Annotated in this window: 11 protein-coding genes and 2 pseudogenes; 11 read left to right on the top strand and 2 right to left on the bottom strand. The window is 73.5% G+C overall.

The features are described 5' to 3' along the window. The first annotated feature begins 126 nt into the window (after positions 1-126). The 7 genes and pseudogenes from pyrF (at position 127) to KCH_RS06285 (ending at position 7446) form a co-directional block, all read left to right on the top strand. On the top strand, positions 127-966 hold the full coding sequence (pyrF, locus tag KCH_RS06315) for an orotidine-5'-phosphate decarboxylase (protein ID WP_035859909.1): 840 nt from the start codon (positions 127-129) through the stop codon (positions 964-966). A 229-nt stretch (positions 967-1195) separates the two neighbouring features. Further along, a complete protein-coding gene (gene mihF, locus KCH_RS06310; protein WP_030459182.1) occupies positions 1196-1522 on the top strand; it encodes an integration host factor, actinobacterial type in 327 nt (108 codons plus the stop codon). A gap of 48 nt (positions 1523-1570) precedes the next feature. Further along, on the top strand, positions 1571-2128 hold the full coding sequence (gene gmk, locus KCH_RS06305; RefSeq protein WP_051652815.1) for a guanylate kinase: 558 nt from the start codon (positions 1571-1573) through the stop codon (positions 2126-2128). 52 nt (positions 2129-2180) lie between these two features. Continuing rightward, entirely contained in the window at positions 2181-2447 is a 267-nt protein-coding gene (gene rpoZ / locus KCH_RS06300) for a DNA-directed RNA polymerase subunit omega (RefSeq protein ID WP_030459184.1), read from the top strand. 172 nt (positions 2448-2619) lie between these two features. Next, a complete protein-coding gene (coaBC, locus tag KCH_RS06295) occupies positions 2620-3837 on the top strand; it encodes a bifunctional phosphopantothenoylcysteine decarboxylase/phosphopantothenate--cysteine ligase CoaBC (RefSeq protein ID WP_035859903.1) in 1218 nt (405 codons plus the stop codon). Between the two features lie 236 nt (positions 3838-4073). Beyond that, positions 4074-5285 carry a methionine adenosyltransferase gene (metK, locus tag KCH_RS06290; protein WP_035859898.1) on the top strand — a complete coding sequence of 404 codons (1212 nt, stop codon included), beginning with the start codon at positions 4074-4076 and terminating at the stop codon, positions 5283-5285. A 59-nt stretch (positions 5286-5344) separates the two neighbouring features. After that, a pseudogene (locus KCH_RS06285) lies at positions 5345-7446 on the top strand (primosomal protein N'). Positions 7447-7522: 76 nt separating this feature from the next. Here KCH_RS06285 and KCH_RS06280 read toward each other — a convergent pair. Continuing rightward, a complete protein-coding gene (locus KCH_RS06280; RefSeq protein ID WP_035859894.1) occupies positions 7523-7987 on the bottom strand; it encodes a hypothetical protein in 465 nt (154 codons plus the stop codon). A 215-nt stretch (positions 7988-8202) separates the two neighbouring features. On the opposite strand from KCH_RS06280, the gene def reads away from it, so the two are divergent. The 3 genes and pseudogenes from def to KCH_RS06265 form a co-directional block, all read left to right on the top strand. Continuing rightward, positions 8203-8748, top strand: a complete 546-nt coding sequence (gene def, locus KCH_RS06275) for a peptide deformylase (RefSeq protein ID WP_035859891.1) — start codon at positions 8203-8205, stop codon at positions 8746-8748. Between the two features lie 168 nt (positions 8749-8916). After that, positions 8917-9849 (top strand): methionyl-tRNA formyltransferase, encoded by a 933-nt coding sequence (gene fmt / locus KCH_RS06270; RefSeq protein ID WP_035870922.1) that lies wholly within the window; start codon positions 8917-8919, stop codon positions 9847-9849. A 141-nt stretch (positions 9850-9990) separates the two neighbouring features. Next, positions 9991-11406 (top strand): annotated as a pseudogene (locus KCH_RS06265) (RsmB/NOP family class I SAM-dependent RNA methyltransferase); the annotation flags it as partial. A gap of 174 nt (positions 11407-11580) precedes the next feature. Here KCH_RS06265 and KCH_RS06260 read toward each other — a convergent pair. Further along, the gene (locus KCH_RS06260) at positions 11581-12270 is read right to left on the bottom strand and encodes a TetR/AcrR family transcriptional regulator (RefSeq protein WP_035859886.1); all 690 of its coding nucleotides are present in this window, start codon (positions 12268-12270) and stop codon (positions 11581-11583) included. 120 nt (positions 12271-12390) lie between these two features. On the opposite strand from KCH_RS06260, the gene KCH_RS06255 reads away from it, so the two are divergent. Beyond that, complete coding sequence (locus KCH_RS06255) at positions 12391-12723, top strand: trypco2 family protein (protein WP_035859872.1); 333 nt, start codon at positions 12391-12393, stop codon at positions 12721-12723. Positions 12724-12796 lie beyond the last annotated feature (73 nt).

Genomic DNA, 12796 nt, shown 5'->3' with positions numbered 1-12796 from the left:
GTACGAGGCCTTCCACCCGGCACGCCGAGAGCACGCACCGGACGCCGCGGGCCTGCGACGCGGGTTTGAAGACGGGCCCTAGGCCCCTATCTGCCGACCCCACTTGAGACTTGAGGAAAGACACCGATGACTGACACCACGCCCTTCGGCACCCGCCTGCGGACCGCCCTCGACACCCGCGGCCAGCTCTGCGTCGGCATCGACCCGCACGGCTCGCTGCTCACCGCCTGGGGCCTGAACGACGACCTGGCCGGGCTGGAGAGCTTCTCCCGCACGGTGGTCGAGGCGCTGGCCGACCGGGTCGCCGTGCTGAAGCCGCAGTCGGCGTTCTTCGAGCGCTTCGGCAGCCGCGGCATCGCCGTGCTGGAGCGCACCGTCGCCGAGGCCCGGGAGGCCGGCGCGCTGGTGCTGATGGACGCCAAGCGCGGCGACATCGGCTCCACCATGGCCGCCTACGCGGAGACCTTCCTCTCCCCGGACAGCCCGCTGTTCTCCGACGCGCTGACCGTCAGCCCGTACCTGGGCTTCGGCTCGCTGCAGCCCGCCGTCGACCTGGCGCACCGCAACGGCTGCGGCCTGTTCGCGCTGGCGCTGACCTCCAACCCGGAGGGCCACGAGGTGCAGCGCGCGGTCGGCGCGGACGGCGAGAGCGTCGCGCAGGCCGTGCTGCGCCGCCTCGCGGCGGAGAACTCCGGTGCGGCGCCGCTGGGTTCGTTCGGCGCGGTGGTCGGTGCGACGCTCGCCGACGCCGGCGTGGACCTGGCGATCAACGGCCCGCTGCTGGCCCCCGGCGTGGGCGCGCAGGGCGCCACCGCGCAGGACCTGCCGCGGGTGTTCGGCGACCAGGTGCGCAACGTGGTGCCCAGCGTGAGCCGTGACGTGCTGAAGTACGGGCCGTCCGTCGCGGCGCTGCGACAGGCCGCGCAGGTGTTCGTCGACGATGTGAGGGCCGTCACAAACGCGTGAGCCCGAAGCGGTCAACTCGGCTGATTTGCCCGGAAAAGTCCCGGGTCAGCCCCTGCTGACCTGGACTTTTCGTGTTCTTTTCCTGACGCGGCGGCCCAAGTTGGGTAGTGTCCGGCGGTAGGACGCCAGTTGGCGGTGGTTCCGGCCACCGTCGCAGGTCAGAGCCTGTGGCGTCCGGGCACAACCCAGTCATGGCTCATCCCTTCCATCCACACCTGAGGTGAACGGCGTGGCTCTTCCGCCCCTTACTCCCGAACAGCGCACCGCCGCGCTCGCCAAGGCCGCCGAGGCTCGCCGGAAGCGTGCCGACGTCAAGAACCGGCTGAAGCACTCGGGCGCCTCGCTGCACGACGTCATCAAGGCCGGCAAGTCCGACGACGAGGTCATCGGCAAGATGAAGGTCTCCGCTCTGCTGGAGTCCCTGCCGGGTGTCGGCAAGGTCCGCGCCAAGCAGATCATGGAGCGCCTCGGCATCTCCGAGAGCCGTCGTGTGCGGGGCCTCGGTACGAACCAGATCGCGTCCCTGGAGCGGGAGTTCGGCGGCGCCGCCTCCTGAGCGGAGGCCGGTGTCGGCGGAACCTCCGCGATCCGGGATAATCGGTACATGAGTGAGCGTCCGCGGCTGACCGTGCTCTCCGGCCCCTCCGGGGTCGGCAAGAGCACGGTCGTCGCTCATATGAGGAAGCAGTTCCCCGAGGTCTGGCTGTCGGTGTCGGCGACGACCCGCCACCCGCGACCCGGCGAGCGCGACGGAGTGCAGTACCACTTCGTCGACAACGAGCAGTTCGACAAGCTGGTCGCCAACGGCGAACTGCTGGAGTGGGCGGTGTTCGCCGGCAACCGGTACGGAACGCCCCGGCAGATGGTGCTCGACAAGCTCGACAAGGGCGAGCCGGTGCTGCTGGAGATCGACCTCCAGGGCGCCCGGCAGGTCAAGGAGTCGATGCCGGAGGCCCAGCTGGTCTTCCTGGCCCCGCCGAGCTGGGACGAGCTGGTGCGCCGGCTCACCGGCCGCGGCACCGAGCCGCAGGACGTCATCGACGAGCGGCTGGCGGCGGCCAAGGTCGAACTGGCCGCCGAGTCGGAGTTCGACACGACGCTTGTCAACACCTCCGTCGAGCAGGTAGCGGCCGAACTGCTAGCCTTGCTCGGTGTAGCCTGACCGGATCGGCTGCATCCAGCCGATTCATGAAAACCACTTCGGAAGGTTCAGCGTGTCCTCTTCGATGACCGCGCCCGAGGGCATCATCAACCCGCCGATCGACGAGCTGCTCGAGGCCACCGACTCCAAGTACAGCCTGGTGATCTACGCGGCCAAGCGCGCCCGCCAGATCAACGCGTACTACTCCCAGCTCGGCGAGGGCCTGCTGGAGTACGTCGGCCCGCTGGTCGACACCCACGTGCACGAGAAGCCGCTGTCGATCGCGCTCCGCGAGATCAACGCCGGCCTGCTCACCGCCGAGGCGGTCGAGGGCGCCTGAGCCCCGCGTTCCCTGTCGAGGGCCCGTCCGATGCCACTGGCACCGGGCGGGCCCTCGGCGTGTGTCGGCGCGCCCCGGGGCCCGCGGGCCTGTGCGGGCCGACACGTCGCAGCGGCCCGGCGGCGGGTCGTAAGGTGGGCGGGTTGACCCGTCGTTAGGAGAATCGACCGCCATGACCGCGCCCCGTGTCGTCCTCGGTGTCAGCGGCGGGATCGCCGCCTACAAGGCCTGCGAACTGCTGCGCCGCTTCACCGAGTCCGGGCACCAGGTGCAGGTGGTGCCGACCGCCGCCGCGCTGCACTTCGTCGGCGAGGCGACCTGGGCGGCGCTGTCCGGGCGGCCCGCGGCCACCGAGACCTGGGAGCGGGTGCACGAGGTCCCGCACGTGCGGATCGGGCAGCAGGCCGACCTGGTGGTGGTCGCCCCCGCCACCGCCGACCTGCTCGCCAAGGCCGCCCACGGCCTCGCCGACGACCTGCTCACCAACACCCTGCTGACCGCCCGCTGCCCGGTGGTGTTCGCGCCCGCCATGCACACCGAGATGTGGGAGCACCCCGCCACCCAGGAGAACGTGGCCACGCTGCGCCGCCGCGGCGCGATCGTCATCGAGCCCGCCGTCGGCCGGCTGACCGGCGTCGACACCGGCAAGGGCCGGCTGCCCGACCCCGGCGAGATCTTCGCCGCCTGCCGCCGGGTGCTGACCCGCGGCGCGCAGGCACCGGACCTGACGGGCCGTCAGGTGGTGGTCTCCGCGGGCGGCACCCGGGAGCCGCTCGACCCGGTGCGCTTCCTCGGCAACCGCTCGTCCGGCAAGCAGGGGTACGCGCTGGCCGCCACCGCCGCCGCCCGCGGCGCCCGGGTCACCCTGATCGCCGCCAACACCGCGCTGCCCGACCCGGCCGGGGTCGACGTGGTGCGGGTCGGCACCGCGCTCCAGCTGCGCGACGCCGTGCTGGAGGCCGCCGCCGGGGCCGACGCGGTGGTGATGGCCGCCGCCGTCGCCGACTTCCGGCCCGCCGAGTACGCCACCGGAAAGATCAAGAAGGTGGACGGGGTCGAGCCCGCGCCGGTCGCGCTGGTCCGCAACCCCGACGTGCTGGCCGAGATCTCCGCCGACCGGGCCCGCCCCGGGCAGCTGGTGGTCGGCTTCGCCGCCGAGACCGACGACGTGCTGGCCAACGGCCGCGCCAAGCTCGCCCGCAAGGGCTGCGACCTGCTGGTCGTCAACGAGGTCGGCGACGGCAAGGCGTTCGGCCAGGACACCAACAGCGCGGTGCTGCTCGGCGCCGACGGTTCGGAAGTCCACATTCCGGACGGTCCGAAGGACGTGCTGGCCGACGCGATCTGGGACCAGGTCGCCGCCCGGCTGGCCGGCCCGCAGGCCCCCTGACGTCCGCAACGCCCCGGGCCGTTCCGCCAGTTGGGAGCGGCTCCGAACATGCCCGGAATGTTTCCGTCGGTTTCGCGCAGATGTGATCCGTATCGCGGACACGTCGGAACCTCTACGGAGAGTGCCCGCGATCGGTAGCCGACCGTTACACTCCACACCAGGAATCAAGTCTTTCCGGATGCCTCGGGACTTCCGAGCGCATTCAGTCAGCAGCCGCTGCAACCCCAGGGAGCGCTGTGTCTCGCCGCCTGTTCACCTCGGAGTCCGTCACCGAGGGCCACCCCGACAAGATCGCTGACCAGATCAGCGACACCATTCTGGACGCCCTCCTCAAGGACGACCCGACCTCCCGCGTCGCCGTGGAGACCCTGATCACCACCGGCCTGGTGCACATCGCCGGTGAGGTCACCACCAAGGCGTACGCGCCGATCGCGCAGCTCGTCCGGGAGAAGATCCTGGACATCGGCTACGACTCGTCGAAGAAGGGCTTCGACGGTGCCTCCTGCGGCGTCTCGGTGTCGATCGGCTCGCAGTCCCCGGACATCGCGCAGGGCGTGGACACCGCGCACGAGCACCGTGTCGAGGGCGACGTCGAGGACGAGCTGGACCGGCAGGGCGCCGGCGACCAGGGCCTGATGTTCGGCTACGCGTGCGACGACACCCCCGAGCTGATGCCGCTGCCGATCACCCTGGCGCACCGGCTCTCCCGCCGGCTGACCGAGGTCCGCAAGAACGGGACCATCCCGTACCTGCGCCCCGACGGCAAGACCCAGGTCACCATCGAGTACGACGGCGACCGCGCCGTGCGCCTGGACACCGTCGTGGTCTCCTCGCAGCACGCCTCGGACATCGACCTGGAGTCGCTGCTCACCCCGGACATCCGCGAGTTCGTGGTCGAGCCGGAGCTCAAGGCGCTCGCCGACGAGGGCATCAAGCTCACCACCGAGGGCTACCGCCTGCTGGTCAACCCGACCGGCCGCTTCGAGATCGGCGGCCCGATGGGCGACGCCGGCCTCACCGGTCGCAAGATCATCATCGACACCTACGGCGGCATGGCCCGCCACGGCGGCGGCGCGTTCTCCGGCAAGGACCCGTCCAAGGTCGACCGCTCCGCCGCGTACGCGATGCGCTGGGTGGCGAAGAACATCGTCGCCGCGGGCCTCGCCAAGCGCGCCGAGGTGCAGGTCGCGTACGCGATCGGCAAGGCCGAGCCGGTCGGCCTGTTCGTGGAGACCTTCGGCACCGAGACCGTCCCGGTCCTGAAGATCCAGGAAGCCGTCACCAAGGTCTTCGACCTTCGCCCGGCCGCCATCATCCGCGACCTGGACCTGCTGCGCCCGATCTACTCCCAGACCGCCGCCTACGGCCACTTCGGCCGTGAGCTGCCGGACTTCACCTGGGAGCGCACCGACCGCGTGGACGCGCTGAAGGCCGCCGTCGCCGGCTGAGTGCTCCGCACCGTCGCCGCCCGTCGAGGGGATTCCCTCGGCGGGCGGCTTCGTTCTCCGTGTCGGCGGGGTCCGCTAGGTTTGGGGGCGTGAGCAGCGCGGACGGGGCCGGGGAGCAGTTGGCGTTCATCCGGGAGACGGTGCGCCGGGCGAAGCCGAGAGCTGCGCGCGGGGTCGTCATGGCGGAGCGGCAGCCGGTGGCCCGGGTCCTGGTCGACAAGGGCGTGCTCAGCCTCGACCAGTACTTCGACTACGCCGTCCCCGAGGCGATGTCCGAGGACGCCCGGCCCGGCGTCCGGGTCCGGGTCCGCTTCGGCGGGCGGGTCGGCGCGCACGGGCGGCGCGAGGGCGGCGCCCTGCACGACGGGTACATCGTCGAACGGCGGGACGACTCGGACTACGCCGGCCCGCTCGCCCCGCTGGCCCGGGTGCTGTCCCCCGAGCAGGTGCTGACACCGCGGCTGCTGCGGCTCTGCCGGGCCGTCGCCGACCGCTACGCGGGAACGCTGGCGGACGTGCTGCAACTCGCGATCCCGCCGCGCCACGCCGGAGCCGAGGGCGAGCCCTCGCCGCGGCCGCTGCCGCCGCCGGGTGCTCCGGCGGCCGGGAGCTGGGAGCGGTACGCGCACGGCGCGGACTTCCTCGCCTCGCTGGCGGGCGGGCACGCCCCGCGCGCCGTGTGGACGGCACTGCCCGGACCGGAGTGGCCGTTCGAGATCGCCCGGGCGGTCGCCGCCACCCTGTCCTCCGGACGCGGGGCGCTGGTGGTACTGCCCGACGGCCGCTCGGTCGCGCGGGTGGACGCCGCGCTGCGCGGCGTGCTCGGCGAGGGCCGGCACGCGGTGCTCGCCGCCGAGGCCGGGCCGCAGGAACGCTACCGGCGCTGGCTGGCCGTCAGCCGGGGCTCGGTGCACGCCGCGATCGGCACCCGGGCGGCGGTCTTCGCACCCGTCCGCGACCTCGGCCTGGTCGTCGTCTGGTCCGACGGCGACAGCAGCCACGCCGACCCCAACGCGCCCTACCCGCACGTGCGGGAGGTGGCGCTGCTGCGCGCCGCGGAGGAGGGCGCGGCGATGCTGCTCGGCGGCGTCTCGACCACCGTCGAGGCCGCGCAACTGGTCCGCAGCGGCTGGGCACGGCCGCTGGCCGCCCCGCGGGACGTGGTCCGGCAGGTCGCGCCCAGGGTGCGGACCGTCACCGAGCACGACCAGGCGCGGGACGCCGCCGCGCAGGCCGCGCGACTGCCCTCGGTGGCGTGGGAGACGGCGCGGGAGGCGCTCACCCGCGGCCCGGTGCTGATCCAGGTCCCGCGGCGGGGCTACGCGCCCCGGCTGGCGTGCGGGCGCTGCCGCGAGCCGGTGCGCTGCCGGGCGTGCGGCGGGCCGCTGGAGTCCCCGGCGGCGGACACCGCGCTGGTCTGCGCGTGGTGCGGGACGGAGGAGCACGACTGGCACTGCCCCGAATGCGGGTCGTTCCGGCTGCGGGCCCAGGTGGTGGGCGTCCGGCGGACGGCCGAGGAACTCGGGAAGGCCTTCCCGCGCATCCCCGTGCGGACCTCCGGGCGGGACGCGGTGCTCGCCTCCGTGCCGTCCGCCCCCGCGCTGGTGATCTCCACGCCGGGCGCGGAACCGGTCGCCGAGGGCCCCGGGTACGCGGCGGCGCTGCTGCTCGACGGGTGGGCCCTGCTCAACCGGCCCGACCTGCGGGCCGGCGAGGAGACCGTGCGGCGGTGGCTGACGGCCGCGTCCCTGGTCCGCCCCGCGGGGGAGGGCGGGACGGTGGTGGTGGTCGCGGAAGCCGCGGCGCGCGCCGTGCAGGCGCTCGTGCGCTGGGATCCCGCCGGGCACGCGGGCATGGAACTCGACGAGCGGGAGGAGCTGCGCTTCCCGCCGGTGTCGCGGATGGCGTCCGTGACCGGGCCTCCGCAGGCCGTCGCCGACCTGCTGGGCCTGCTGCGACTCCCCGAAGGGGCGGACGTGCTCGGGCCGGTGCCGGTGTACGGCGGGCCGAAGGGCGAGACGGCGGAGCGCGCGCTCGTCCGGGTCGCCCCGGGCAGGGCGCGGCGCTGGCTTCGGCGTTGAAGGCGGCGCAGATTGCCCGGCTGGCGCTGCGGGGGGCGGAGACGGTGCGGATCCGGGTGGACCCGACGGACATCGGGTAGCGGCGGAGGGCGCGAGACCAGGGTCTGGGAAGTGCCCCCACGCGCCCCTGGTTTCGCACCCGCGCCCGCCTGCTCGCTAGCGGGCTCGTTGGGGCATCAGGGGGCTGGCCTGGCGGGCCTGGGGGATCGGGGGCGGGGGCCGGGGCCGTGGGGGCGGTCTCGGTTTCGCGGGGGCGGGGAGGAGCTCGGTGGAGGGGCGCCGGACGCCGTACCGGCGGTGGACGGCCTGCTTGGTGACGCCGAGGGCCGAGCCGACGGAGTCCCAGGAGAAGCCGAGCGCGCGGTCGAACTCGACGGCGGCGGCGACCAGGGTCTCGACGCTCTCGCGCAGCTCCTGGGCGAGGCGGACGGTGGGGGCGGGGGCCCGGCCGTAGACCACGAAGCCGGCGGAGGTGCTGGGGCGGCGGGGACGGTAGACGTTGCCCAGTTGTGCGGTGAGCGTGCGCAGGGCGTCGACCTGGCGCCGGACCCGCTCGATGTCCCGCACCAGCAGGTGCAGGGACGCCCGGGCCCGGGCGTCGTGATTGATCTGCTCGGCCATGGCCTCGTTGCCACCTCTCGGTCGGGTCGCGTGCTCGGGGCGCTCGCGCGTCCCGGTCAATTCGCATTGACCAACGCACGTCGGGTCGTTGGGTCACGCCCGGAGTGCGAGTCGGGATATGCCGGTGACTGCTCCGAACAGGTGGCGGGTATTGCATAGACTTCCCGGTAGGTCGTTGTTTCCGTCCCGTTCGGGTGGCAGAGGGAGTCGCAGTCTTGGCAGTTCAGCCGATCCGGATCTTCGGTGACCCGGTGCTGCGGTCGACCGCGAAGCCGGTGGAGACATTCGACAAGGAACTGCGGAGGCTGGTGAAGGACCTCACCGACACCATGCTGGAGGCTCCGGGCGCGGGGCTCGCGGCGCCGCAACTCGGCGTCTCGCTGCGGGTGTTCACGTACAACGTGGACGGGGTGGTGGGGCATCTGATCAACCCCGACCTGTCGTTGACCGAGGAGGAGCAGGACGGCCCGGAGGGCTGCCTGTCGCTGCCCGGGCTGCGGTTCGACACCAAGCGGGCGTTCGGCGTGGTGGCGAAGGGCTTCAACATGTACGGGGACGCGGTGACGGTGGAGGGCACCGAACTGCTGGCCCGGTGCATCCAGCACGAGACGGACCACCTGGACGGGATCATCTTCATCGACCGGCTGGACCGGGAGACCCGGAAGGCGGCGATGAAGGCGATCCGGGAGGCGGACTGGGGCGGGGCTCCGGCGCCGACGGTGAAGATCTCGCCGCATTCCACGTTCGGTGTCATTCGCTGACGGTCCGGCGCTGACGGAGCGTTCGTTCCTGCCGGGTGTTCCGGCGGGATTGTCGGAGGGTCGACGAAGCGAAGACCCGGTCGAAGGACGATCATTTTCCGGCAATCCGATGTTCTGACCAGTGCGGTTTCCCGCTGGTCGGTTGGACTTCAAGAAAGGCCCATGCCCGTGCGTCTCGTCTTCGCCGGCACCCCCGAGGTTGCTGTTCCCGCCCTGGACGCCCTGCTGGCCTCCCGGCACGAGGTGGTCGCCGTGGTGACCCGCCCCGACGCGCCGTCCGGGCGCGGGCGCAAGCTGGTGGCCAGCCCCGTCGCGCAGCGCGCCGAGGAGGCGGGCATCGAGGTGCTCAAGCCGGCCCGGCCGAGCGAGCCCGAGTTCATGGCCCGGCTGGCCGAGATCGCCCCCGACTGCTGCCCGGTGGTCGCGTACGGCGCGCTGATCCGGCCCGGCGCGCTGGAGATCCCGGTGCACGGCTGGGTCAACCTGCACTTCTCGCTGCTGCCCGCGTGGCGCGGCGCGGCCCCCGTCCAGCACTCGATCATGGCGGGCGACGAGGTCACCGGCGCGTCCACCTTCCGCATCCAGGAGGGCCTGGACGACGGCCCGGTGTTCGGCGTCCTCACCGAGACGGTGAAGCCCACCGACACCAGCGGCGACCTGCTCGGCCGGCTCGCCCACGCGGGCGCCGAACTGCTGGTGCGCACCATGGACGCCATCGAGGACGGCACCGCCCGGCCCGAGCCGCAGCCCGTGGACGGGGTGTCGCCGGCGCCGAAGATCACCGTCGAGGACGCCCGGATCGAGTGGACCCACCCCGCGCTGCGGGTCGACCGGGTGGTGCGCGGCTGCGCGCCCGCGCCCGGCGCGTGGACCACGTTCCGCGGCGAGCGGCTCAAGGTGACCGGCCCGGTGCGCCTGCTGCCGGGCGAAGTCGGCCTGGCCGCAGGCGAGTTGGCCGTCAGCAAGAACAGCGTCCGGGTCGGCACCGGCAGCCACGAGGTGGAGCTCGGCGAGGTCCGCCCGCAGGGCAAGAAGGCGATGCCGGCCGCCGACTGGGCGCGCGGCGCGCGGATCGAGTCCGGCGAGCGCTTCGAGGGCTGAGCGCCCCCCCACCGGGCGGCGGATGCCGGGTTCGGGAGGGTCTCACCCTAGACTTCAGGGTGAGACCCGGCCGCGCTGCCGGGTCGGACCTGATCCGCAGCACTTTGTTTCGAGGCACCCGTTGAGCACCCCCGCCCCCGGCGCCAAGCGCGCCCCCGTCCGCACCGCCGCCCCAAGAAGGACCCGGCCCGGATCGTCGCGTTCCGCGCGCTGCGCGCCGTCGACGAGCGCGACGCGTACGCCAACCTGATCCTGCCGTCGCTGCTGCGCGAGGCCGAGCGCAAGGGCATGGACCGCCGCGACGCCGCCCTCGCCACCGAACTCGTCTACGGCACGCTGCGCGGCCAGGGCACCTACGACGCGATCATCGCCGCCTGCGTGGACCGCCCGCTGCGCGAGGTCGACCCGCCGGTGCTCGACGTCCTCTCGCTCGGCGCGCACCAGCTGCTCGGCACCCGCATCCCCAGCCACGCCGCGGTCTCCGCGACCGTCGAACTCGCCCGCGTGGTGCTCGGCGACGGCCGCGCCAAGTTCGTCAACGCCGTCCTGCGCAAGATCAGCGCGCAGGACCTGGCCGGCTGGGCCGCGCAGGTCGCCCCGCCGTACGAGGACGACGCCGAGGACCACCTCGCCGTCGTCCACTCGCACCCGCGCTGGGTGGTCTCCTCGCTGTGGGACGCGCTCGGCCGCTGGCAGCCCGAGGACGCCGGCCGCTCCGCGATGGAACGGCTGCTGGACGCCGACAACGCCCGCCCCGAGGTCACGCTCGTCGCCCGCCCCGGCCGCTCCAGCGTCGCCGAACTGCGCGAGGCCCTGCCGGAGGCCGAGGACGGCCGCTGGTCCCCGTACGCGCTGCGGCTCGCCGAGGGCGGCGACCCCGCCGGGCTGGACGCGGTCCGCGAGAACCGGGCCGGCGTCCAGGACGAGGGCAGCCAACTGGTCGCCCTCGCCCTCGCCAACGCCCCCGTGGACGGCCCCGACCGGCTCTGGCTGGACGGCTGCGCCGGCCCCGGCGGCAAGGCCGCGCTGCTCGGCGCGCTGGCCGCCGAGCGCGGGGCGGCCCTGGTCGCCTCGGAGAAGCAGCCGCACCGGGCCCGGCTGGTGGCCCGCGCGCTGAACGGGAACCCCGGGCCGTACGCGGTCATCACCGCCGACGGCACCCGAGGGGCCTGGCAGCAGGGCGCGTTCGACCGCGTCCTGGTCGACGTGCCGTGCTCCGGCCTGGGCGCGCTGCGACGCCGCCCCGAGGCGCGGTGGCGCCGCCGGCCCGAGGACATCGCCGGATTCGGGCCCCTGCAGCGGGACTTGCTGCGCAACGCGCTGGACGCGGCGCGGGTCGGCGGCGTGGTCGGCTACGCGACGTGCTCGCCGCACCTGGCCGAGACGCGCGCCGTGGTCGACGACGTGCTGCGCGGCCGCGAGGACGTCGAGTGGGTCGACGCCCGGCCGCTGCTGCCCGGCGTCCCGGAGCTGGGGGACGGGCCGGACATCCAGCTGTGGCCGCACCTGCACGGGACGGACGCGATGTACTTGGCGCTGCTGCGGCGTACGGCGTAGGGGGCGAGGGGAGCGCATCCCATCCGCACGGTCGCGATCACGTGCAGGTCATTGTCCTGCGTCGCGATCTTCCCGGCGGGTGCGTTCCCTCTCGCGCAGTTCTCCCCCAGCCCTAGCGGGCCGGGAGGTGCCCCCACGCGCCCCTGGTTGTGCTCCTGCCTGCCCCCTTGCGCCTTACGCGTCGACGAGGACGGTGAGGAGGCGTTGGAGGTCGCGTTCGAAGATGGTGTCGGGGGCGGTCGGGGTGGTGTTCTGGGCGAGGGCGGCGGCGAGGTGGGGGTACCGGCCGGTGGCGGTGACGGACTGGAGGTAGCGGATCAGGTCGCTGAGCCAGCGGTGGCCGGCGGCGGTGGAGCGCTGCTGCCAGTCGGTGAACTGGCAGACGAAGCCGGTGAGTTGGGCGAAGGCTTCCATTTTCGCGGTGCCGTCGAGGGAGGTGTCGGCGAGGGCGGAGAGGTGGAACTCGGTGACGCGCAGGCCGTTCGGGCCGAGGCCGGGGCGCTGGACGATCAGGGTGGTGGCCCAGGCGTGGCGGGTGAGGATCGCGCGCAACTGGCGGGCGAGCAGGGTGAGATCGGCGCGCCAGTCGCCGGACGGCTGCTCGGGCAGGTCGTACTCGCCGGCCAGCAGGTCGAGCATCAGGTCGAAGAGGTGTTCCTTCTTCGGCACGTAGTTGTACAAGGACATGGTGCCGGCGCCGAGTTCGGCCGCGACCTTCCGCATGGTCACCGCGTCCAGGCCGTCGCGGTCGGCGATCTCGACCGCTGCCCGGGCGATCGACACCCGGTTGTGGGCCGGGCGCGGCCCGCGGCCGGAGTGCTCCGGGCGCAGCCAGATCAGCTCGGATTCCTCGCCGGACGACATTGCTCGATCACCTCGGCGGTCAGTCTACGCAGTTGACGGGAGAGCCGGTCCGCGGGCCGCTCCGGTGGCCTACCGTGGTGCCTGCGGGGACGGCAGAACGTCGAGAACAAGGGGTTGGGGATGGACATTCCGCTGGTGGATGCGGTGGCGGCGGTGCGGGACGAGCTGCTGGAGGCGGCGCGGGTCGGGGGCGCGCACCCGGATCTGGTGTTCGCGGTGGGGCCGGTGGAGATGGAGTTCGAGGTCGAACTCCGGGCCGACGCGAAGGCGAAGGCCGGGTTCAAGATCTTCGCGGTGGGCGCGGAGACCGAGGGCGCGGTCTCGCGCGGCCGCACCCACCGGGTCTCGTTCACGCTGACGCCGCGCGCGGCGGGCGGCGGTGACCTGCTGGTGAGCGGCAGTCCGTCGCGTCCGGCGGGCCCGGGCGACACCTCGGACCGCATTCCGGACTGACGGCCCGTCGGGTCGGGGGGGATCAGCCGCCGGTTCCGGCCGGGGCCGGCGGTACGCCTGGGCGAGGGGAGGG

The organism is Kitasatospora cheerisanensis KCTC 2395, from assembly GCF_000696185.1.
GTDB classification, from domain to species: domain Bacteria; phylum Actinomycetota; class Actinomycetes; order Streptomycetales; family Streptomycetaceae; genus Kitasatospora; species Kitasatospora cheerisanensis.
This window is presented reverse-complemented; position numbering and strand designations above follow the sequence as displayed.

Bases quoted from the DNA above. Each gene is read 5' to 3' on its own strand.
- coaBC (WP_035859903.1), top strand. From the start codon at position 2,620: ATGACCGCGCCCCGTGTCGTCCTCGGTGTCAGCGGCGGGATCGCCGCC.
- KCH_RS06260 (WP_035859886.1), bottom strand. From the start codon at position 12,270: ATGTCGTCCGGCGAGGAATCCGAGCTGATCTGGCTGCGCCCGGAGCAC.
- gmk (WP_051652815.1), top strand. From the start codon at position 1,571: ATGAGTGAGCGTCCGCGGCTGACCGTGCTCTCCGGCCCCTCCGGGGTC.
- KCH_RS06280 (WP_035859894.1), bottom strand. From the start codon at position 7,987: ATGGCCGAGCAGATCAATCACGACGCCCGGGCCCGGGCGTCCCTGCAC.
- pyrF (WP_035859909.1), top strand. From the start codon at position 127: ATGACTGACACCACGCCCTTCGGCACCCGCCTGCGGACCGCCCTCGAC.
- KCH_RS06255 (WP_035859872.1), top strand. From the start codon at position 12,391: ATGGACATTCCGCTGGTGGATGCGGTGGCGGCGGTGCGGGACGAGCTG.